Annotated in this window: 26 protein-coding genes and 3 pseudogenes; 9 read left to right on the top strand and 20 right to left on the bottom strand. The window is 47.5% G+C overall.

Annotated elements, in window-relative coordinates:
- Positions 1 to 100 (top strand): annotated as a pseudogene (locus GBAG_RS23205) (PLP-dependent aminotransferase family protein); the annotation flags it as partial.
- 116 nt (positions 101 to 216) lie between these two features.
- On the opposite strand, the gene GBAG_RS15685 reads toward GBAG_RS23205, so the two are convergent.
- Entirely contained in the window at positions 217 to 543 is a 327-nt protein-coding gene (locus tag GBAG_RS15685) for an ElaB/YgaM/YqjD family protein (protein ID WP_034497868.1), read from the bottom strand.
- A 159-nt stretch (positions 544 to 702) separates the two neighbouring features.
- Between GBAG_RS15685 and GBAG_RS15680 the strand changes: the two genes are divergently transcribed.
- Complete coding sequence (locus GBAG_RS15680) at positions 703 to 1,044, top strand: DUF2002 family protein (protein WP_034497867.1); 342 nt, start codon at positions 703 to 705, stop codon at positions 1,042 to 1,044.
- Positions 1,045 to 1,089: 45 nt separating this feature from the next.
- On the opposite strand, the gene alaE is transcribed toward GBAG_RS15680, so the two are convergent.
- The 7 genes from alaE to GBAG_RS15645 form a co-directional block, all read right to left on the bottom strand.
- The gene (alaE, locus tag GBAG_RS15675; RefSeq protein ID WP_034497865.1) at positions 1,090 to 1,545 is read right to left on the bottom strand and encodes an L-alanine exporter AlaE; all 456 of its coding nucleotides are present in this window, start codon (positions 1,543 to 1,545) and stop codon (positions 1,090 to 1,092) included.
- A 380-nt stretch (positions 1,546 to 1,925) separates the two neighbouring features.
- Positions 1,926 to 2,105 carry a hypothetical protein gene (locus tag GBAG_RS15670; RefSeq protein WP_034497878.1) on the bottom strand — a complete coding sequence of 60 codons (180 nt, stop codon included), beginning with the start codon at positions 2,103 to 2,105 and terminating at the stop codon, positions 1,926 to 1,928.
- A gap of 72 nt (positions 2,106 to 2,177) precedes the next feature.
- Positions 2,178 to 2,702 (bottom strand): rhodanese family protein, encoded by a 525-nt coding sequence (locus GBAG_RS15665; RefSeq protein ID WP_034497863.1) that lies wholly within the window; start codon positions 2,700 to 2,702, stop codon positions 2,178 to 2,180.
- A 108-nt stretch (positions 2,703 to 2,810) separates the two neighbouring features.
- Entirely contained in the window at positions 2,811 to 3,956 is a 1,146-nt protein-coding gene (gene metK / locus GBAG_RS15660) for a methionine adenosyltransferase (RefSeq protein ID WP_034497862.1), read from the bottom strand.
- A 52-nt stretch (positions 3,957 to 4,008) separates the two neighbouring features.
- Positions 4,009 to 5,157 carry a cyclopropane fatty acyl phospholipid synthase gene (cfa, locus tag GBAG_RS15655; protein WP_051873735.1) on the bottom strand — a complete coding sequence of 383 codons (1,149 nt, stop codon included), beginning with the start codon at positions 5,155 to 5,157 and terminating at the stop codon, positions 4,009 to 4,011.
- 33 nt (positions 5,158 to 5,190) lie between these two features.
- Positions 5,191 to 5,460 carry a hypothetical protein gene (locus tag GBAG_RS15650; RefSeq protein ID WP_034497860.1) on the bottom strand — a complete coding sequence of 90 codons (270 nt, stop codon included), beginning with the start codon at positions 5,458 to 5,460 and terminating at the stop codon, positions 5,191 to 5,193.
- Positions 5,435 to 5,902 (bottom strand): FUSC family protein, encoded by a 468-nt coding sequence (locus tag GBAG_RS15645; RefSeq protein ID WP_034497858.1) that lies wholly within the window; start codon positions 5,900 to 5,902, stop codon positions 5,435 to 5,437. The genes GBAG_RS15650 and GBAG_RS15645 overlap by 26 nt, the downstream gene beginning before the upstream one ends.
- Positions 5,903 to 6,155: 253 nt before the next feature.
- On the opposite strand from GBAG_RS15645, the gene GBAG_RS15640 reads away from it, so the two are divergent.
- Complete coding sequence (locus GBAG_RS15640; protein ID WP_051873734.1) at positions 6,156 to 6,992, top strand: helix-turn-helix transcriptional regulator; 837 nt, start codon at positions 6,156 to 6,158, stop codon at positions 6,990 to 6,992.
- Positions 6,993 to 7,054: 62 nt separating this feature from the next.
- On the opposite strand, the gene GBAG_RS15635 is transcribed toward GBAG_RS15640, so the two are convergent.
- Positions 7,055 to 8,716, bottom strand: coding sequence for an NAD-dependent malic enzyme (locus GBAG_RS15635; protein WP_034497856.1), 1,662 nt, complete (start codon positions 8,714 to 8,716; stop codon positions 7,055 to 7,057).
- A 579-nt stretch (positions 8,717 to 9,295) separates the two neighbouring features.
- Here GBAG_RS15635 and GBAG_RS15630 point away from each other — a divergent pair.
- Complete coding sequence (locus tag GBAG_RS15630; protein WP_034497854.1) at positions 9,296 to 9,787, top strand: hypothetical protein; 492 nt, start codon at positions 9,296 to 9,298, stop codon at positions 9,785 to 9,787.
- 77 nt (positions 9,788 to 9,864) lie between these two features.
- Here GBAG_RS15630 and GBAG_RS15625 read toward each other — a convergent pair whose 3' ends face one another.
- The 3 genes from GBAG_RS15625 to GBAG_RS15615 all read right to left on the bottom strand — a co-directional run bounded on the left by GBAG_RS15625 (position 9,865) and on the right by GBAG_RS15615 (position 11,964).
- On the bottom strand, positions 9,865 to 10,725 hold the full coding sequence (locus GBAG_RS15625) for a PA4780 family RIO1-like protein kinase (protein WP_034497852.1): 861 nt from the start codon (positions 10,723 to 10,725) through the stop codon (positions 9,865 to 9,867).
- A 167-nt stretch (positions 10,726 to 10,892) separates the two neighbouring features.
- Positions 10,893 to 11,537, bottom strand: a complete 645-nt coding sequence (locus tag GBAG_RS15620) for a Qnr family pentapeptide repeat protein (protein ID WP_034497850.1) — start codon at positions 11,535 to 11,537, stop codon at positions 10,893 to 10,895.
- A gap of 139 nt (positions 11,538 to 11,676) precedes the next feature.
- Positions 11,677 to 11,964 (bottom strand): helix-turn-helix domain-containing protein, encoded by a 288-nt coding sequence (locus GBAG_RS15615; protein WP_034497848.1) that lies wholly within the window; start codon positions 11,962 to 11,964, stop codon positions 11,677 to 11,679.
- 442 nt (positions 11,965 to 12,406) lie between these two features.
- Here GBAG_RS15615 and uraH point away from each other — a divergent pair, with 442 nt between their 5' ends.
- Complete coding sequence (gene uraH / locus GBAG_RS15610; protein ID WP_034497874.1) at positions 12,407 to 12,808, top strand: hydroxyisourate hydrolase; 402 nt, start codon at positions 12,407 to 12,409, stop codon at positions 12,806 to 12,808.
- A gap of 195 nt (positions 12,809 to 13,003) precedes the next feature.
- Here the strand turns inward: uraH and GBAG_RS22940 are convergent.
- A pseudogene (locus tag GBAG_RS22940) lies at positions 13,004 to 13,102 on the bottom strand (transposase domain-containing protein); the annotation flags it as partial.
- Here GBAG_RS22940 and GBAG_RS22290 point away from each other — a divergent pair.
- The 3 genes and pseudogenes from GBAG_RS22290 to GBAG_RS15600 all read left to right on the top strand — a co-directional run.
- Positions 13,087 to 13,317 (top strand): annotated as a pseudogene (locus tag GBAG_RS22290) (IS3 family transposase); the annotation flags it as partial. The pseudogenes GBAG_RS22940 and GBAG_RS22290 sit on opposite strands and share 16 nt — an antisense overlap.
- Before the next feature lie 201 nt (positions 13,318 to 13,518).
- On the top strand, positions 13,519 to 14,028 hold the full coding sequence (locus GBAG_RS15605; protein ID WP_034497846.1) for a hypothetical protein: 510 nt from the start codon (positions 13,519 to 13,521) through the stop codon (positions 14,026 to 14,028).
- 585 nt (positions 14,029 to 14,613) lie between these two features.
- Positions 14,614 to 14,808: a hypothetical protein gene (locus tag GBAG_RS15600; protein WP_034497844.1), complete on the top strand. Its 195-nt coding sequence runs from the start codon at positions 14,614 to 14,616 to the stop codon at positions 14,806 to 14,808.
- Positions 14,809 to 15,186: 378 nt separating this feature from the next.
- Here the strand turns inward: GBAG_RS15600 and GBAG_RS22935 are convergent, their stop codons facing one another.
- Positions 15,187 to 15,375, bottom strand: coding sequence for a hypothetical protein (locus GBAG_RS22935; protein ID WP_034497840.1), 189 nt, complete (start codon positions 15,373 to 15,375; stop codon positions 15,187 to 15,189).
- Between the two features lie 368 nt (positions 15,376 to 15,743).
- Here GBAG_RS22935 and GBAG_RS15585 point away from each other — a divergent pair, with 368 nt between their 5' ends.
- Positions 15,744 to 16,292, top strand: coding sequence for a hypothetical protein (locus tag GBAG_RS15585; RefSeq protein ID WP_156104901.1), 549 nt, complete (start codon positions 15,744 to 15,746; stop codon positions 16,290 to 16,292).
- Positions 16,293 to 16,489: 197 nt separating this feature from the next.
- On the opposite strand, the gene GBAG_RS15580 is transcribed toward GBAG_RS15585, so the two are convergent.
- The 6 genes from GBAG_RS15580 to GBAG_RS15555 form a co-directional block, all read right to left on the bottom strand.
- On the bottom strand, positions 16,490 to 18,820 hold the full coding sequence (locus tag GBAG_RS15580) for a primase-like DNA-binding domain-containing protein (RefSeq protein ID WP_034497838.1): 2,331 nt from the start codon (positions 18,818 to 18,820) through the stop codon (positions 16,490 to 16,492).
- Positions 18,821 to 18,831: 11 nt separating this feature from the next.
- Positions 18,832 to 19,155: a DUF5375 family protein gene (locus tag GBAG_RS15575; RefSeq protein ID WP_034497837.1), complete on the bottom strand. Its 324-nt coding sequence runs from the start codon at positions 19,153 to 19,155 to the stop codon at positions 18,832 to 18,834.
- Positions 19,152 to 19,409: a hypothetical protein gene (locus GBAG_RS15570; RefSeq protein ID WP_051873732.1), complete on the bottom strand. Its 258-nt coding sequence runs from the start codon at positions 19,407 to 19,409 to the stop codon at positions 19,152 to 19,154. The genes GBAG_RS15575 and GBAG_RS15570 overlap by 4 nt, the downstream gene beginning before the upstream one ends.
- 68 nt (positions 19,410 to 19,477) lie before the next feature.
- The gene (locus GBAG_RS15565) at positions 19,478 to 19,915 is read right to left on the bottom strand and encodes a hypothetical protein (protein WP_034497835.1); all 438 of its coding nucleotides are present in this window, start codon (positions 19,913 to 19,915) and stop codon (positions 19,478 to 19,480) included.
- 2 nt (positions 19,916 to 19,917) lie between these two features.
- The gene (locus GBAG_RS15560) at positions 19,918 to 20,217 is read right to left on the bottom strand and encodes a derepression protein (protein WP_034497833.1); all 300 of its coding nucleotides are present in this window, start codon (positions 20,215 to 20,217) and stop codon (positions 19,918 to 19,920) included.
- The gene (locus GBAG_RS15555; RefSeq protein ID WP_034497831.1) at positions 20,210 to 20,764 is read right to left on the bottom strand and encodes a host cell division inhibitor Icd-like protein; all 555 of its coding nucleotides are present in this window, start codon (positions 20,762 to 20,764) and stop codon (positions 20,210 to 20,212) included. The genes GBAG_RS15560 and GBAG_RS15555 overlap by 8 nt, the downstream gene beginning before the upstream one ends.
- Positions 20,765 to 20,835 lie beyond the last annotated feature (71 nt).

The raw sequence follows: 20,835 nt of genomic DNA, 5'->3' as shown, positions 1-20,835 counted from the left end.
TTCAAACGGGGAAGGGGGAATATTGATGAGTTTTACTAATCTGACGTCGCAGGCCATGGCGCTGAAAGCCGCGAAACAACTGCGTGAAGCCATTTCCTGAAAACGCTTATCCGCCCTACAAAACTAAAAACCCCGGAATTAATTCCGGGGTCAGACGCATATTTATTATCACTACACTTTATGAAAGCCGAAGTGACTCTGTAACCGTCAAACTGACTATCGACGCGACGCTAACAGAGCGCCGATGAAAATACCGACAGCGGCGCTAATACCCACGCTCTGCCACGGTTTATCGCGGACATAGGTGTCTGCGCAACCGACCGCGTCGCAGGCGGCCTGTTTGACTCGAGTGCGACCCTGAAGGCGAGCGCGCGTCTCTTTCAACAGAGACTCCGCTTTTTTGCGAGCGGCTTCCCCTTCCTCTTTAACATCGCTACCGAATGATTTAAGAACCTCTTCCAGCGTATCGGCCAGTTGGTTCACGTCATGGTTGATATCGTCAACACCTTCATCTACATCATTTCGATTTACTCGGTTAAACATTGTTTTCTCCTTTTTGCGATGTACTTTTCAGTGTAGACCATAATTTTTAGTAATGACTGGGTTCACGCTCTTATCTGGTCTTTATGGACTAATCTGAAAGCGTTGCTAATGCTGGTTATTGTAAGGTTGCGCTGCAATAGAAGATGACGAGGAAAAATTATGTATTTACGACCTGATGAGGTGGCCCGCGTTCTTGAAAAAGCCGGTTTTACCATGGATATCGTGACACCCAAAACCTACGGCTATCGCCGTGGCGAAAACTATGTTTATGTCAATCGCGAAGCGCGCATGGGGCGCACTGCTCTGATTATTCATCCAACATTAAAAGAACGAAGCCAGACCCTGGCAGATCCCGCGACGGACGTGAAAACCTGCGACCATTACCAGCAATTTCCGCTCTATCTGGCGGGTGAAACGCACCAACATTACGGCATTCCACATGGTTTTAGCTCACGCATTGCGCTGGAGCGTTATCTTTCAGGCTTGTTTGGCGAGCACTAATTGGAAGAGGCGTTGTGGTGAGCCACGCCTCCATACTGCTAAATATCAAACTCCCGCTTTTGCATTCCGATAACCACTGATGCGGAATAAGCGGCGGCAATAATCGAGAAAATAGCCGTAAGCCGCACCCATCAGCATTGAAACCACAATATTCGAGCTGACCGCTGCGACGATTTGGTTCCAGTCCGCACCCACCGACCACAGAATGACGACATAAACGGGTGACTGAAACGTAATGTAAGCCAACACATCGGCGAGATTCTTCGCCCAGCTTGCGTTGCTGTAGCGTTTGGTGAAACGCATAAATGCATCGCGATAAAAGCCATACGGCCAGGCAATCAAAATATTGACTGGAATGGCGACCAGACGCGAAGAGAGTGACTGTTCAAAGCTCATGCCTGAGAGAAATATCTCAATCATCATGTTCACAACCGAGCAATACACTACCATCGCGAAAGTATCAGCGACGGCATGGCGCAAGCGTGACTCAGGAGAAAACATTATTCTGGCTCCGAACGGAAAGTAGCGATAAACACTGAATTAACATGTTAATTACAGTGTGAATGGTTAGGTTGTTGATCGTGAGTAGGTTATATCTCTGCAAGTAAACAGGCAATTAGCGATAAATTTTTATTTAATCGCATTTGGTCGATAAAATGCGCTAAATGAGACATTACAGGCAGTGTTTCCTGATTTTGTCGTTTCGCTTATTTTTTATTGTTGAAATTCAGATGGTTACTTTTCTTGAAGAACGAGGAAGGGGGAAATGATTTTGTAGGTCGGAAAAGCGTAGCGTCATCCGACAAAAATGGCGGATAGCGTTGTTGCATATCCAGCCAGGATTTCAGGCGGGAAACCTGGCCCGCCTGTATCATTCATGGCTAGCAAACACCGAAATCACCGTCTTCTTTATACAGCGCAACGTCTTCAGCTTTTAGTGTGACGGTTTCACCGGTCAAAATACTTCTGGGCGTGCAGAACAGCATATCTCCCTGAACATCCAGAACTTCGTATTTCGGGCCGCCTTTTTTCGGTTGCACCAAATCGCCTGCTTTAAACACACTTGTTTTAGACATAGCCAACCTCATTTTGATGGAGAGATATATGGTTAACCATAGTCCAAAGCAGTCGAATTAACGCTGATTCCAGGGCATTTTTTCCAATAAGCGAGCCATACCGCAAAAGCCACTTATCCCTGCAAACAGCAATCCCGCACCAACAAAACCGGAAAGTAAAAAGAACCCCTGATGAATGCTAAAGCCGAGTATCACACCCGCCAGCACCAGTGACCCTGCGGCGATTTGCACCTGACGCATTAACGGCAGGGGTTGTGATTTATCTGCATGTATTTCCTGCCCGTCTTTTTTCCAGGCATTCAGACCTCCCTCGAGCAGAAAGACTTTTGCCGGAGCCACGGCATCAACCAGCTTTTGCGCGTTCTGCGCAGTTCGCGCCCCAGACTGACAGTGAAAAATGACGGTATCGAAGGGATCGAATGGGCCGAGACGGTCGCCATTTTCAATCGCGGAAAGCGACAGCAAATGGGCCTGCTCAATATTCTCACGGGCATATTCATCACGTTCACGGATATCAATCAGCGCGGCACCTTGCGCGACCAGAATCCTGGCTTGTGCCGGGGAAATACTCTCAATAGTCATGCTGCTCCTTGCTGCCACTCAGTAACCTTACACGCGCAGATAATCCCCCGATTTTGACGTGGCAGCAAATAAACTAGCGAAAATTCTGATCGTATAGCGCTGGAATATTCAAAGGAAACGGCACAGCAGGTCCGCTTTATCGGTCTGTTCCCAGCTAAAAATATCGCGTCCAAAATGGCCGTAGGCCGCGGTTTGCTGATATATCGGTTGCAGCAAATTCAACGAGCGAATTAACCCATGTGGGCGAAGATCGAAAAACTCGCGAATAAGCATAATGAGTTTTTCATTATCCAGTTTCCCGGTACCGAAGGTTTCCACCATGATAGAAGTCGGCTCTGCAACACCAATGGCGTAAGAAATCTGAATTTCACAGCGGTCAGCTAAGCCTGCGGCAACAATATTTTTGGCGACGTAGCGGGCAACATACGCGGCTGAACGATCCACTTTTGAAGGATCTTTACCGGAAAATGCACCGCCGCCGTGGCGCGCCATACCACCGTAAGTATCAACAATAATTTTGCGACCCGTCAGCCCGCAGTCACCCATTGGCCCACCAATGACAAATCGACCGGTTGGATTGATAAAATATTTGGTATTACGCGTTAGCCACTCAGGCGGCAAAACAGGCTTGATGATCTCTTCCATCACGCCTTCACGCAGAATTTGCTGAGTGACGGCTTCATTGTGTTGCGTGGAAATAACCACGGTATCAATACCGATTATTTTGCCGTTCTCATAAGCAAAGGTGACCTGGCTTTTCGCATCAGGGCGTAACCATGGCAATAAACCGTTTTTGCGCACTTGCGCCTGACGTGCCATTAAACGGTGAGCAAAGGTGATAGGTGCGGGCATTAACGCATCTGTTTCGTTGGACGCATATCCAAACATAAGTCCTTGATCACCCGCGCCTTGATTCGCTTCATTGTCACGATCTACGCCACGATTAATATCAGGAGACTGTTTGCCAATCGCACTTAAAACCGCACACGTGTTGGCATCAAAACCCATTTCTGAGCTGTTATAGCCGATGTCGTGAATCGTGCGACGCACAATCTCTTCTATATCCACCCACGTGTCGGTGGTAATTTCCCCACCAACTAAAACCATGCCCGTTTTTACCAGCGTTTCGCAGGCCACGCGTGCTTTGGGGTCTTGTTCAATAATCGCATCGAGAATGGCATCAGAAATTTGGTCGGCTATTTTGTCGGGATGCCCTTCAGAAACAGATTCTGAAGTGAATAATTGTTGTGACATACGAAGATCCTTAAATTAATAACGTAGTGATTCAGTCTGGATAATGAAAATTTCAGCGATAAACGTACATGCCGCCTTCGACGCCGCGGCTAAATAAGACTTGCCAGAGCTGAATATCACGCGCACGGAAAGCACCTGCGCATGTCATCAGGTAATAATTGAACATGCGTTTAAAGGACTCGGAATAATTATCCTGAATCTCTGGCCAGAAACTATTAAAACGCTGGTGCCACGCCATTAATGTCAGGTCGTAATCTGAGCCGATATTGTGCCAGTCTTCGACGACAAAATATGGCTCAGATGCACTGGCGATTTGTTTTACCGAAGGCAGACATCCGTTAGGGAAAATATATTTGTTAATCCACGGATCGACATTGGTATTTGATTTATTTGCTCCGATGGTGTGCAGTAGGAACATTCCGTCCGGTTTAAGGCAACGGTTCACCACTTCAAAATAGGTATCGTAATTTTTTGGCCCGACATGCTCGAACATGCCGACGGAAACGATGCGGTCAAAATGACTGTCGAGGTCGCGATAATCCATCAGCTTGATGGAGACATCCAGCCAGGTGCAACGGTTCTGGGCCATTTTCTGCTGTTCTTCCGAGATGGTCACGCCAGTCACATGGACGTTGTAATGTTCGGCGGCATACTCCGCCAGACCGCCCCAACCGCAGCCAATATCCAGCAGTTTCATGCCGGGTTGAAGCTGCAATTTTTCGCATAACATTTTTAATTTGGCTTCTTGAGCCTGGCGTAAGTTAGCGGCTTCTTTCCAGTAACCGCATGAATACTGCATATACGGATCGAGCATTTTAGCGAACAGATCGTTGCCGATATCGTAATGCTCTTTGCCGACAATCCAGGCACGTTTACGCGTCTGTAAATTAAACAAACGCATCCCGGCGATGCGAGCTAAATCCCTGAAGTTTTTTGGAGCTTTCTCATCTAGTTTTGCACGAAGGATTTTCTCGAATAACACATCCAGCGCAGCGCATTCCCACCAACCTTCCATGTAGGATTCACCCAGGCCGATAGAACCTTCCTGCAAAACTCGTTTATAAAAGTCAGGATTGTTGACTTGAATATCCCAGCGGCGATTGCCGTTAAAACGGACATCAGCCTGATTTACAAGATCTTCTGCAATCCGATACCAGTTGTCTTTATGTACAACAGGTGCATTTTCAACTTCAACACTCATATCTCATCCTCAGTAAAAGCCTAAGTCAGTTTTCTACTCGACTATCAGAACTCGTTTATATTTCGTTAAAAGGGCGGCCAGGCGTTCCACGTTTTCCACAATTTCAGTGGCGATGCCATGGACATAAAGTTTGTCGCGGTAAATACAAATATCCTTTTTCAGGCGCTCGATATGCAGGCGCCGCGCCGGTTCATCTTCCGCCTTCAATATGAGCTGTGCGGCTTCACGCAGGCGCTCATGAATCAGAGATAAATCTTCGTCCTGGGGTAATTCGCACTCAAGACTTCTGAGACGCGGAACCATGCCAGAATTGCCCCATTTCCGGGCGCAGATAAATGGCGCTGACAATGGTTAGTGCGGTGATGCCTGCAAGCCCCAACGCGTAAGAGTTTTCGATGCGTATTACGGTGGCGGCATAACAGCAAACTCCAGCCCATACCGCGCCTATTATTAACATTGTGAGCGGAGACCAGATAAACACCCAGACGATAATCAGCGCGGATGAGCAGCCGATTATTGTTCCTGCAAAACGTAATAATCCACGATGGCGCAGCGCTCCAGTGAAGGGTTCGCCGCCTGCAATAAACGCCGGAGCGGTGGTAATAATAATTGCAGTCACTACCGCCCAGCGCGGCATATCCAAATCAAATCCAAAACCAATAGCCAAAGAAAGCGCAATGGCAAAAGTCAGTTTGAAAGCGAAACGCAAATGATGTAGTGATATGCGATAAAAAGGACGGCTCATTAACGGGGGCCGGTTTTTTTATTAATCCACAATTCATTGTTAAGAAAGTATTGATAACTCAAGTTGTTCTTTTATTTTGAAAATAGCTATCCCGCTCGATTTAAATATATCCGAGTGTTGATTGGGTTAATCGTTATTTAAATAGGGTCATTAATCTGCTGGGCTTATGAATTAATTATCGCAGCAAACACGGTTTGTGTATCATGAAGGGATGCCAAGTTGTGTCGATCAAGCGTCAATTTAGGTGGGATAGATGGTTAAAGCAAAAAAGATACTGCACTCGTTCCGCTACGAAGGCGATGCTGAAGGGGCTAAACTTGCTCGTCCCGTTTTCTTCCGTTCGTTTATGCTAGCTGAGAATGTGCAATCCGAGCTTCATTCTCACCCTTTCATTCAGTTCCACTATGCGCGTGAAGGCTCCTTATACATTTCCGTGGAGAATAATTCGTACATCATTCCGGCCTGCTACGGGTTGTGGATACCGGCTTTTATGCCTCATAGGGTGCAAACCGCCAGTGAAGTGATGCTGGAAAACCTGGATATTGACCCTGACTATTACGCGTCCACGGGATTTAAAGCCGAACTGAAGTTAGTGACAGTCTCTGATTTTGCCCGCAGCTTCATCCACCATGCTACGCATACTATCCCTGAATTTTATGATGCCGATGGCAAAGAAGGGCGGCTGGTTTCCACATTGATCGATGTGCTAAACGATCTCCCGGCCGCAGGCTTTGCCATGACCTGGCCTACGGCACCGGCACTGCTGGAAATGTGCCAGATAATCAGTGAATCACCAGATTTACCGCATTTAATGGAAGACTGGGCTGAGAAAGTGGGGATGTCGCCACGCACCTTTTCACGACATTTCATCAAAGAAACGGGCATAACGTTCAGCAACTGGAAACAACGGCATCGTTTGCTTCATTCCATTATTTTATTACGCCAGTCGCGCAGCGTGACCGAAATTGCATTAATGCTGGGATATGGCAGTACATCGGCTTATACCTACGCATTCCGCCAGTTATTTGGTGTTTCACCTTCACGCTATGAAGCCGCACCTCCACCACCGGATGCGATTTTGTATGATTAAAACTACGGATAATAAAAAACCGGAAATCAGAGAACATTTCCGGTTTTAGTTTTTCTAATCTATCAGAACGAAATACGTCTGTAATTCTGATATTCGGGTTTCCAGAACATATCCTCTAGCTTATCTTCTAATTCAGATTCCATCATTCTTGTTGCTACACTATCTTCTGCCCCGGCAAGTGCAACGGCAATGGCAATTTTCTTAGATATTTCATGGATATTGGTCAGTTCAGGTAACAGCGCGCCATGTGGGTCTTTGAGTAAAGGTGATGAGAGCGCAAGGACTTTACTGGCGGCCAGGAACATATTTTCGGTCACACGTTTAGCATTTGACAGCAAAACTCCCAATCCAAGGCCAGGGAAGATATAAGAGTTATTGCACTGGGAAATAATGTGACGATGGCCTTTGTACATGACCGGCGCGAATGGGCTTCCCGTAGCAATGATTACATTACCTTCGGTCCACTCAATAATATCCTCAGGTAACGCTTCCACGCGGGATGTTGGGTTCGATAGGGGGAAAATAATCGGCGTGGAAGCGCAAGAATGCATCGATTTAACCACTTCCTCCGTAAACAGACCGGGTACACCTGATACCCCAATTAATATCGATGGTTGAATGCAATTAATCAGCGCCGCGATATTTTTGCCATCAGGCGAAAACGGCAAGGTTTCTCTAGCATGAGCGAGTCGATACTGGAAATCAGTTAATGCAGGTGTATCTTTTAATACCAGGCCATCTTTGTCGACAAGGAATATATGGCTTCTGGCAACGTCCTCATCGATTCCATCAGCTTTAAGCGCAGAAACAATGAGTTCGGCAATACCACAACCTGCGGATCCCGCTCCCACGAACATAATACGTTGATCAGAAAGTGATGTCTTATTATGCAGGCAAGCCGCGAGAATAGAGCCTAATGCGACGGCCGCTGTTCCCTGGATATCATCATTAAAACAACATAATTTATCCTGATATTCTTTGAGCAATGGTGTGGCGTGTTGCAGTGCAAAATCTTCAAACTGCAACAAAACGCCAGGCCAACGACGTTCAATTGCAGAAACCACAATATCAATAAACTCAAAATATTCTGCTTCTGAAACGCGTGAGTGACGAGCCCCCATATACAATGGATTGTTTAATAACTCTTTATTATTGGTGCCCACATCTAACATGATAGGGAGACACTGGTGTGGCGCGATGCCGCCGCATGCGGTGTACAGAGACAATTTTCCGATAGGAATGCCCATCCCGCCGATTCCCTGGTCACCCAGCCCAAGAATGCGCTCACCATCGGTCACGACAATGATCTTAATATCATCGCTCAGGACATTTCGCAGGATGCTCTCAATATTGTTGCGGTCCTCCCAGGCGATAAAGACACCCCGGTTTTTACGCCATATCTCTGAAAAGTGTTGGCAGGCATAGCCCACCGTCGGGGTATAAATTAACGGCAGCGAAGCCTCAATGTTAGATGTGATGTAATGATAAAAAAGAACCTCATTTGTATCTTGCAGGTTACGCAAAAAAACATGTTTGTCTTCATCAGTAATGAAGTTATTTAGCTGGAAACGTATCCGATCGCTTTGCTCGCCTATAGTTTCTACAATGGTCGGGATAAGCCCATGTAAATTAAATTCATTACGTTCACTATCACTAAATGCGCTTCCCTTATTAAAGGTCGTGTTACTTAGCAGGGATTGCCCGGAAAGATGGGTGTATCGCATTTTACTCTCACTTGGTTTAATGGCTGACTGGTGAACATTGCCGGGAGGTATATTCCTAATTATTTTTTGATGCAAGTGAGCTAAATGACTCCTCGAATAGCTTATTCAAATAGGTTATATGCTTTTCGCAATACTGAAATGGTTGAGAATAATAAAAACAAAAAACTAACAACTATAATTCCCAAAGAATTTATCTGAAACAATGTGCTGCACAAAAGAAACAATATTAAGACAGGTGTATTGTTTTAAGGCGAAGTGCAACAAAATATAACTGGAAGGTGAACGTTTATTTAATCAACAGCAGTAACGCACCTTTCATTATGTGGAGTATTAATTTGCACTGGTCAGCCTGCACGCATAGCTAATGCTTTACTAACGACACACATTGTGCACTTTTTTGTCTATTGTGTTTTTAACGCTATGTCCATTTTTGTCTATTTCAGAGAATGTATTTAATATTTTAGTGGGCGTATGATTAATATTCAGGATAAATCCCTAAGTTGATGCATTTTTATTTTATAAATGTATCCCGTGGTTACTTTAACGGCTATCTAACTGTATTGCGAGGATGTCATCAATATGTTTAAAAAAATCTCTTTTCACATTATCCCGATACAAATTTTTCTTGGTATCTTTTGGTTTAAAAACGGATTCATTGATAAGGTTTGCGGTATTTTCAATGGACTGATGTCGCCAGAAACGGCTTACCATGGGGATACCTGGTCAGGCTGGAAGGAGTATATCGTTGGAACCTGGGACAAGAGCCAGGTGGGTCATGTTGTATTAAGTCCGCTGTTTGATGCACTTTTCCCGGTCTTAATTATTCTTCAGTGCCTTCCTTTCATCTTCATTATTGTTTCTATTTTGAAACTGGAGTTTTTGACGGATGCCAAAGCCCGTACATGGTTGATGAAGAGTGCTGTAGCTTCATTATTTGTTACCAGCGTGATGTTGTTTAGCCAGACACTGTCCGGCGCAAGCGATGGTGAATATCTCTGGCATCTTCTGGCTGCGGGAATGGTTCTGATCATGTATATCAAAAATATTAATACGATCACCGGCAAAGCATAAGCACTGCGCTGTAAATTAAGCGCCTATCAGACACAAAAAAGCCCACCTGATTTTCACCAGGCGGGCTTTCAATTTCATTATTCGTATTGCTGATCGCGCTCTTTGGCTGCTCGCTGACGGTCGTAATATTCATCTTCTGCTGTGATGATTTCATCCATCAGAGAATCCATATCCACGTCATGTTGTTCTTCAACGAAGAGGCCGGTTAACACCGTTTCTGGCGTGAGCTTTCCATCTTCATATAACGCCCAAATCTCTTTCGCATATCGCGTTTTCAATAATTGCGGGGCGAACTGGCCATAGTATTCGGTGATGTTATTCACATCGCGTTCAAACATGGACTCGGCGTGGTTATTGGCGGCGGCGTCAACGGCTTGTGGCAAGTCGATAATGACCGGGCCGTCGGCATCGAGCAGCACGTTAAACTCCGATAAATCACCATGCACCAGACCTGCGCACAACATGCGTACGATATTGCCGATCATGGTGTTGAAATCTGCAATCGCGGTTTCTTCGTCGAGGGTGACGTCGCTCAGACGTGGTGCGACTGCGCCGTCAGCATCGGTGACCAACTCCATCAACAACACACCGTCGATACACAGGTAGGGCTGCGGCACGCGAACCCCCGCATTTGCCAGACGGAACAACGCCTCAACCTCTGCCGTTTGCCAGGTTTCTTCCTGCTGCTTGCGGCCGAACTTCGAGCCTTTTTGCATAGCACGAGCATTACGGCTATTCCGGACTTTACGCCCTTCCTGGTATTGCACCGCCTGCTTAAAGCTACGTTGCGTCGCTTCTTTGTACACTTTGGCGCATTGGATTTTGTCACCGCATAAAACAGTGTAAACGTCAGCTTCTTTACCGCTTTTCAGGCGCTGAAGAACATCGTCTATCAGCCCGTCATCAACCAGCGGTTGGATTCTATTTGGGATTTTCATGCCGCTTTATACCTTATTTCTGACGCTTTTCGTACCAATAGCACCGTTGAGGATACGAGAAAATGTGGGAGATTTTCAGGCCGCATCGGTAGGAATACCGTAACTATATGTATTTTATTGCTTGTCCGCAGGTGAGCATTTAATTGAACAGGTGCCATGAAATGAACCTAGCCGATAATTGTGATCCCCAGGCGATCCATTATCTGGATTACCTGATAATTATCCAGCTTAACGCCTTGTAAATCGGTGCCTCGCACGTCCAGGTCGCCCAGTTCTGAATTGGTCAAATCGCAATGGGTAAAATTGGCCGCACGCCAGTCAAATGAAGAAAATTCACCGCCGGAGAGATCGGAACCGCTAAATGTCGCGCCGAGTATCTGAGCGCCATTCCAGCGGTTTTCCCATAGTTCGCACTTCTCAAGCACCACCTTTGAAAAGTTGGCGTAGCTCAAGTTGGTTTTGGTGATATAGGCACTGCAAAACCAGCTGCGAGTTGTGATCATATTCATAAAACTTGCGCCGCGAAAGTCCGCGCCCTGCGCCCGACACTCGCGGATTTCAATACCCAGTGCGCTGGCGTTTCTGAAATCTGCCATCGATAAATCACAGCTTTTGAAGGCCGCATCTTTCAGGATTGCCCGGCTAAAATTGCCACCTTGCTGGCTTTCTCTGTCATAAAACTGGCAGCCAATAAACTCGGTACCGGTCAGGTCCGTGCCTGAAAAGTCACAGTTAAAGAAAGTGCTGTTCTCAATTTTCGCGCCGGTAAACTGATTACGACCGATCTTTTCGCCATTCAAAGCCAGATTCATTGTAATTAACCTGTTTATTTATACAGTCAATGATTGATTGTAACTGAATTGAGAGAGGGGGAAAACGGTTTGGGGGACGTTTTTTGTGTGGAGCGTTGCGCCACCCGCTCGCAATAGCCTGGCGGATGGCGCTAATGGTTTATTTCGGATGACGTGTGCGCATTAGCCTTGCGACAGGCGCGTGGGTCTGTGGGTCAAAATAGCGGCTCGGCCAGATGGTTTCGGCGGGCACACCAATCGCTTTGCTTATTAGCAGTTCCCCTTTTGCCCATGGGCGTGTCAGGGCGTTGGCGAGCGTTGATGAACTTAAACCTGCGGCGCGGGATTCCGCTGCCAGTGAGGTGCCTTTTTTACGCAGTGCGGCGATGATGTCGGCTGGGTGCCAGTCCTGGAAGGGCAGGAAAGTGGGGCTGTGTGAAAGTGTCATTTACATCTCCTTGTAGTGATAACAGCTACCACCAGAGGTGCAAATCTCTTGGTGGTAACCCAGACAGGGTTTGCACTACCGGCCTACAAGGACACCGGCCAGCCCGAAAGCTGCCCTGCCTGAGTCACCATTGAACGGGTGTGCAGAGGCATTGACACTCAATGCGAACACTGAGTAATCCTTGTAGTTTCTGGCGGGGTGCAAATCCCGGCTGCGGATTTTGCCGCAGCTGTGGCGACTATATCGTAAATAGAAGATGTTAACCAACCCGCTAATAGACGGAATGCGAGTTGTTTTCCAAAGAATGTTTCTGCGTTGCAGGAATTGCAAAGAAGCAGCGCCAGTCGCAGGCTGCAAGATGCAAACATATAACAAAAAGTTTAATTTTATTATGCGTATAGGTTCATATAATCCGTTAACAAATTCACAACAGGTTAACGCGATGAAAATTTTAGCGGCTTCTATTCTCTCTTTGATCAGCTTCAGCGTACTTGCAGCACCCGAAGGAACGCTCAGTGTCCATATTCTCAACCAACAGACTGGTTTACCTTCGCAAGGCGTAGTCGTCGAGTTGGACAAACAAGAGAATTCTTCGTGGAAGCATCTCGCGACTTCGAAAACGGATACCGGCGGCAGAATCAAATCACTTTTCCCGGACGCTGGTGATATGGAACCTGGCATCTATAAAGTGACCTTTAAAGTGGGGGATTATTTCAAAGCAAATAATCAGGAAACATTCTTCCCATCTGTTCCCGTGATTTTCAACGTCACAAAGACGAATCAAAAACTCCATATCCCTTTGTTGTTGAGTCAATACGGTTACTCAACTTACCGGGGGAGTTAAGTTCAACCATCGTTAATTGAGCCTGAGTTTATTGATGGCCACTGGCATTTGCTGGTGGCTTTTTTATGGGGCCGGTACAAATCGCAGACACAAAAAGGCCCGCGTAACTTTCATTAAGCGGGCTTTCGACTTCATCATATGGCTCTGGTAACCACTGACGGAGATTTTAGTGGGCTGGGGGAGTTTGAATTTAACCTATACCGGTAGCCCGCTCAGGGTATGACGCAGATAAGCCTCCGGATCGATACCCTTGGGATTGCACGTTCCGATCAGGCCGTAGCATGAGCCGTTGCGGTAACAGTCACCATACGTGGTTGCAGAAATCTTTTTCCAACTACTGAATCGCGAGCTGATAAAGAAAAAGATCTACGGCACGCGGGAAGAAGCGCAGCGATATTTTTGATTACATCGAAATGTTTTATAACAGGAAGCGTCGGCATGGTTCGAGCGATCGGATATCACCGACAGAATATGAAAACCAATATTATCACCGGCTCGGAAATGTCTAGGTTATCGGTGGCGATTCAGATAGAAAATTTAGCTGCGCCATTATTAACTTTGAATTCTAAAAGCAAGGTGGCAATTTAAACCCATTTAATAATTAAATTACATGCAACAACATTATTACATTCACTGAATGAATAAAGCCATATTAATCAAACGGATTCCTATGAAAATCCTTAATATGCAATATTTAGTGGAGCCATGTTATGTTTAAGAATGTGATATACATTGTAGCAGCTATCAATATCGCGTACCTCCCTTATGCTCAGGCATCCTGGAAAACTACGACTGAAGAGGATATTTTCACTTCAGGTAAGAAAGCCATGATGATTGGAGAGATTGCAAATAGTCATCAGTATCTTATTTTTGATTGTACCAACAGCAAATTATCGTTAAACCGTGTGGAAATAGATCCCACTACTGTCATTAGCACACCTTTGCCTTATAAGGCGCTGGTTAAGACTTACGATAATAGTCTGATAACCTTTGATACTGTTTTGTCACGTCGTAACGCCAGTGAGATTCAGCTCACAAGTAAAGAAACTGACAAGATAAAAACATTACTAAAACAACTCAGTAGCCAGTCTTCAACTTCAGATTTTTTAGTGGGCGTTATTGATAAGAATGGGAATCAGGTTTCTTCAGGATCTGGCTCTGTTTCATTTGCCAAAAAAGCGATCAAAAAATTCACGACTACGTGCGATATAGTGTTGTAGGTAACTAAAAATTGGAAAACCCGCTTCGCGAGCGGGTTCTTTTATGATTTATTCGTAAATAACTGTCGCTGATATTATGGTTTAAAAAATTCAAACACGTATGGATTATTATCCTTTCTGGCCTGGCCCGATGTTATCTCACTTGTAATCAGTTGAAATGCAATTCACAAGGAAATGAACACCCTAACTCACATACATCTATGTGGATATCCAAATAATTATCATCAAGTAAATATGCCGTATATCTATGCTCCTGATACTCGTCATTTTCTCCTGAATCAAGAATTCGATAATGATGTAAGCAATTATTCGTAATTTACTACAACTGTTTAAAATTAGAATTCTACACAGGTGTTCCTGATCCCTGTTCCAATTTTTTCAAACCCATATCACTCCTGAGTAATGCTGGCCGGACTCATCTTCGCGGGTGAGGCCGATTTTTGTTGTTTGCACAAGAGCCCCTGATGCTTTCACACCAACGATCGCTCACAACGATCAATAGGCCATTATTGATCTGTACTGCCTATTGGACGCTCGCGAGTGACCTCCGTAGCATGGTATCCATTCATTTACAGGGGTTTTTGCATGTTCATTTATTTACTGATCTTCGCAGGATTGCTGTTTACGGTCTTTGTCGCAGTGCTGCTGTTACGCCACAGGACCTGCCCTTACTGCCAGAAAAAACGCAACCTGCTGGTGTGTTTCAATGGCCTGCACGAAGAGATTTGCGATGACTGTCTGGAAGCGATGGAAGAAGAAGAATACCGGCGGCACTGGTAGCTGCATCTGAACGCGACAATCGCCATACTCCCGCCCTGTCTGATATATCCCCTTTACTTATCAGTCTGTTAACATGATTTATATTCTGGTCGTCATTGCTCTGTTCACCGCAGGTATTACCCTTTTTTCGCCCGCAACTCACCAGGACTGACAATGGAACTGAACCATAACCACGACGACCATGAAGACGAAGAATGCGAGGCGTTTAGTACGACCACAGTCGACAACGAGCCAGAGGAAGCATACGAAGGTCGCCCCCGAAAACCTCGCCGCACGTTATTTTGCTGACGCAATGGGGGATCTCCCTGCTTTAGGCCCAACAAAAACAATAGATCTTTTCGTTGGGCCTAACAATGGGCCTAAAAGGTTCGGATTTAATTAGTTTGCTTCAGACTTCCCAGGACAAATTGCAGACACAAAAAAGCCCGCGTAACTTTCGTTAAGCGGGCTTTCGACTTCATCATATGGCTCTGGTAACCACTGACGGAGATTTTGGTGGGCTGGGGGAATCTGAATAATTCTCTTAGTTTGTTGTTTATATTGTATTTTTATTAATTCAACTTTCATGTGTATACCTAAACGTATACCAATGGCGTACCCCAGTGAGTTCAGTGGTTATTTTTTTAGCCACCTTACGTTGTTCATCTCTTCTGAATTTTAGAAAAAAACTTTTTTTCTCTTTAACTGTTCACTCTGTTCACCCTGCGATTTTATGATTTAAAATCATTGTGTTAGGTGGTGAATAAACGGTGAAGGGTGAACAGTCCATTGTTCACCAACCTTAATACGAAATATTAAGCCCCTCGGTTGTGCCAAGCCCTTATGTTGAGTTGTCCCTACCACTTGGTTATAAAGAGAAACCTAATGTTTTCCCTACCCATTGCGTAAGCTTGACTAGAGACAGTTGAATGAAATCTCACGGATACAATTACACTTTGACCGAACTGCTCTGTCTCAGTGAGTTCAAAAAGTTTCATGAACCGAGTGGGGGTGATTACATCGTTAAAGCCATCACCGAATGGGCAGAACAAGAAGTTATGTCAGGTAATGGTTCCGAATCATTGCTGATCCTTGCTTCGTTAAATCTCGATAAAACACCAGATGTAGATGAGGTTAATTACTACCTTGATCGGTTTATGCTTGATACTGGCCTAACCTATCCGGGGCATGAATTAAGTGCTTTGACTTGGCTAAAGATAAAACTCTGGGAAATTACCCATTGTGATGATGCCCAGACAGCTGAGGCTTATTTGCATTACTTTGCAATCCGTTTTTGGGATTCCTGTCCACGGTTTTTTGCCAGAATTTGCAGTTCTCTTGATTGGTTGTACTACTATCTTTTTGATAGCTACGGCGATCAGTATCGCACACCTGCTGAAAAGATGACCAAAGACGAACTTCTTATCTACATCAAAAAGCATGTGAGCCAATTCGAGCGTAAATTGCATAATCAGGATTGGTTGGATCTTTTAGTAAAAGAATAAAAAACATCTGAAGATGCAAACAGTCTTTTTTAGAAAAAAACTTTTTTTCGGTTTAACTGTTCACTCTGTTCACCCTGCATTTTAATTATTTAAAATCATTATGTTAGGTGGTGAACAAACGGTGAAGGGTGAACAGTCCATTGTTCACCCCAGCCATGTTCGGGTGTAAAAAAACCGGCTTGCGCCGGTTATGTGGGTTAAATCGCCAGGGTGTCATCGCACTTGGGTAGCCAGTCGGGGTTGCTTTCCTCTGCCAGCATCAGGTTGGTCTGTGTTCCCTGTTTCGTGTGCCGCTTCTCATAGTTCACTCCATACTCCTTGAGCATCATCGGCAGCCCCAGCCCGAACATTTTCAGGCTCAGCACATTCTTGTAGCCGTTCGCCTCCATATAAGTGAGGTAGGCATGGTAAAGATAGTTACGGGGTTGTCGCGGCACGATATTGGCGTTCCCCATATACATCCCGGTTGGCTGTTCGAGTGCTTCGAGATAGCCGCAAAAATCAAATACCGGATCAGCATCGCGCTTGATGTTAATCGCCTCGTCAGAGTTCTGCTGTGCCTGTAGCATGTTGCGTGCTGTGGCAGGCTGGCTAAATTGCTGCATAAGCTGGCGTACAATCACGGCCAGCTCTCGCGAGATTTTATCCCGGAGCTGCGGGTCGCGTTCTTCCGGGGCAATTTGCTCCGGGAAATGCAGAATGACACGACGACGGGAAACACCGCCGCTGCGGTCGGTAAAGCGCATCGGGTTATTGTTTACCGCCAGAATCACCGCCGGGATATGCGTCGAGTAGGCGTCGCGGTATTTCGGGTCGACCGAGACCGCATCGCCGCCGGTGATGGCTTTAATCCCCGCACCGTCACCGCTCCATTTCTCCTGGTCAGGGAGAATAATCAGTGAGTAGCCAATCACCGCCGCACGTTCACGGGATGATTCCAGCGTCTCGATGGTGGCCGAGGTGGTGTTGTCTTTCCCGGCGAGCATGGTGGCAATTTCGGCCATGATGCTTTTCCCGCTGCCACCTGGCCCGGTCACTTCGAGAAAAAGCTGCCAGTCGTAGCGGTTCGCCAGCACCATAAACAGGGCGGCGAGAATAATGTCGCGCTTCTGCGCGTTCCGTCCTGCGGCACGGTCGAGCCACTGCCAGAAATGCGGTGCATCGCGCTCCAGTGTTTCACCGGTCACCGGCGGGGTGAAATCCACATCACACAGGGTGCGCAGCCAGTGCGTTTTACTGTGCGGGTTGAAAATGCCGCTGGTTGTATCGAGTACGCCGTTGCGAAAACCAATCAGACGCCGTGCCGGGGCTTCGTGCTGCGCAAGAATGAGTTTGAGCGTATCGACCACCGCCGAGATTTTCCCGGACGAGAAACCGGCACCGATACGCTGGAACAGTGCCGCCACATCGCGGGCAAACTGCGTGGACGGCAGCACCTTCCATGCCCCGGCTTCATAACGGGAAATAATCTCGCCATTCGGATCAACCGCCAGTGCGTGCCCGTAATGCTCAGAAACGCGCATCGCCTTTTCACTGGTACTCATGGCGGTAAATTCGGCCTCGCTCATCTGCTCAAATGGACTTGCCGCCGGCGTCTTTAATACCTCCTGCAATGCGCTGCGGGTAGCTTCTTCCCCGTACTGCATAAACGCATCATTCCAGTCACCAAACACCGGCGGCAGCGCGACTATGCCTTGACAGGTATTTGCAGCGGCTGCGGCTTTGGTCTGCCCGTCGCCGTTGAGGTCACGGTCGGCGGCAATGATGAGCTGCTGTGCCGGGTGGCGTTCCCGGACAAGGCTTGCCAGAGAAAGGAGGTTCACGGACGAGAGCGCCACCAGGACGGTATCGCCGGTGAGCTGGTTCACCGTCAGGCCGGTGGCATAACCCTCCACTAACCAGAGCCGTTTTGAGGTGGTGTTTTTCCCCCCGATGGTGTGGCAGGTGCCTTTCACCTGACCGCCTTTGAGCGTGCGTTTGGTGCCGTCAGAATTGATTAGCTGGAGGTTAACCAGTTCCCCCTCCGGGGTGTGCAGCGGCACAAGCACATCACCGGCGCGGTAAGTGATGGTCGCCACTTTATGTGCGGTGGTCAGCACCTGACAGGCTCGCTGTGCTAACCCTTTGCGGGTGAGATAGGCATTACCGGTGGCCGTGCGGCTGGTCTCAAATAAACGGGTAGCCAGTGCCGCCGCATCTTTCATGGTTTTCTCACTGTCCGGGGTAGTGGCGACTTCATCCGCTGGCACCGGCGGCAGGTTGCCGGTCACGCTGTTCACCTGGCTTGCGGCTTCCGCGACCGACACGGCCAGCGCTTTTGAAACCAGGCTCAGGCCGTCACCGGCTCCGCACTGATTACAGTACCAGGTGCCGCGCCCGTCTTTATCGTCAAAGCGGAAACGGTCTTTACCCTGGCAGACCGGGCACGGCTGATGACGGTTAAGCACCACATTCACGCCCAGCGCCGGGAGGATGTGCGGCCACTGGCCTTTTGCGGCGTTCACGGCTTCGGTAACTTTCATGTTCATTGCTTATTTCCTTACGGCTGCGCCGGTTGCGTTAAGTGGCGGGTGCAAAGTTCATCCATGACGGCCAGCCCGAGAAATGACAGCGCCGGTGTTGTCTTGAGTGCGCCGCTTTCCAGTAAGTCCTCCAGTAATGCACAGGCAATTTCCCGGCCTTTCTCCAGTCCGTGCTGGCGCAGATAAAATCCCTCCAGCTCACCGGCAATGGCATCTTCCACCGCGCCGAGCGTGAGCTGTGGAAAGCGTTGCTGTTGCTGGCAGATATTCAGCCAGGCACAGGCCACGGTGCGACGGTAAAGCGCTGTGCGCAGAACGGGTGAAAGTGGCATTCTTTTCATTGATTTTTCTCCGTAGTCATCCAGCTCATATGACAGCGTTCGACCACACCGTTGAGCTGGGTGGTCATCAGAAACAGCAGTGAAGCGAGTTGCGTTTGTTGTGCCGGGGGCTGGCTCAGTACTGTACATTCCTGATGCTCCAGCAAATCACCGGCAAACTGGCCGACACGTAATAAATGTTCCAGGCAACGCAGGTCATCCAGCGTAATGGTGGCGTTAATTCCTGACGGTGTTACTGGCTGGCTGATATTCATGATTCGGTCTCCTTTGGGTGTGCGAAGCCCTGTGCAGGGCGCACACAAAATATTTAAAGTGTTTTTAATTACAGATAATGGCGGTAACTGTTATCCGGCTCAGGGCGGGGAATATCACGCCACGAATACGCCACCGGTCTATTTTTAATAACCGGTTTATTCTCTTCCGGATAAATATCAATATTCCGTTTACGCCACATTTGTAATACCGGGTCATTCGTTATTATTTTCAGCACGGTATAACGGTTCTCAGGGTTTCGCTTAAACACGTCAGGACGAATACAGGTAAATTCCCGCAAAAAGCGCCCGAGCGGTATCTCAATCACCTGCCCGTCAGACTCAATACGGATAAGGATGGTGTAAGGCTTGCGGAACGGGTTCCAGACCATATCCGGGCAGCGGTAAGGCAAGTCCCATGGAATGCCATCGGCCAGAATGCCCACCACCGTCACAGCGGCATAAATATCCGTGCGGTATTTTTCACCCGGCTGAGGAAAATCAAACATGTTTATTCCCCGTCGTTTATTTCAGTTAAACCGCTCTGCGACAGAAATTCCTGGCACAGCCCTTTCGCTTTTAATTCCTCCAGCACAAAACTGATGTCCTCGTGCAGATAGCTGAATATCTGCGGAATATAGAGCTGGTGTAAGCCGTTCATTTCCCGATGCTGTAAATCACCGCCGACAAACTGCGATACGGCACTGGCGCGGTTGAGTTTGTGGTATGCCTCGATGCTCAGGTGAGCAATGACCGGATTTTTGTTACCACGACGGGCTGAGACATTTTTAGATAGGGTTGCGTTATGCATGCGCCACCTCCGCAACAGGCAGACGGGCGGCAAAGGAAAGAATGTAATCACGGACAAGGGAAAGGCGGGCGGTGTGCTCGTCACCGGCGACGGTACGGAGCATGGAAACACGGCTGGTGCGTTCGGTGCGACGAACGGCGGCAAAAACAAAGACGAACTGCGGGTGAGTCGGGGCGAGGGTCGAAGCCATAAGGGCAACCTCCATTGAGTAGCGGTTATTGCTACCACTGGAAACGCCAATTTCACTGGTGGTAGCCCGAACAGGGTTGGCGTAACCGGCCTCAATGGATACCGGCCAGCCCGAAGGCTGCCCCGCCCGGGCTACCATTTTTTGAGCGAGACTATGGTGTAAACACCACAGCCCGAAAAATGGGTGTGCCTGAGCTACGACGTAAAAAAAGACGCATGGCGCGTCTGGTGTCGCCATTGAGTTAAACAGGACGCCAATCCCGGCTGCCGATTTTGCGACAGCGGAAAAACTATAACCGCAAACCTGGAAGGGATGCAAGCCAGGGAAAGGGGCTTTTTGAAAACGGGGCTGATTCATGCGTCACATCCCCGGTTACGTTGTGCGATACGTTCGCCCATCCAGGCTGTGACTTCTGACTGAAGCCAGGT

The organism is Buttiauxella agrestis ATCC 33320 (assembly GCF_000735355.1).
In the GTDB taxonomy this organism is placed as follows: Bacteria; Pseudomonadota; Gammaproteobacteria; order Enterobacterales; family Enterobacteriaceae; genus Buttiauxella; species Buttiauxella agrestis.
This window is presented reverse-complemented; position numbering and strand designations above follow the sequence as displayed.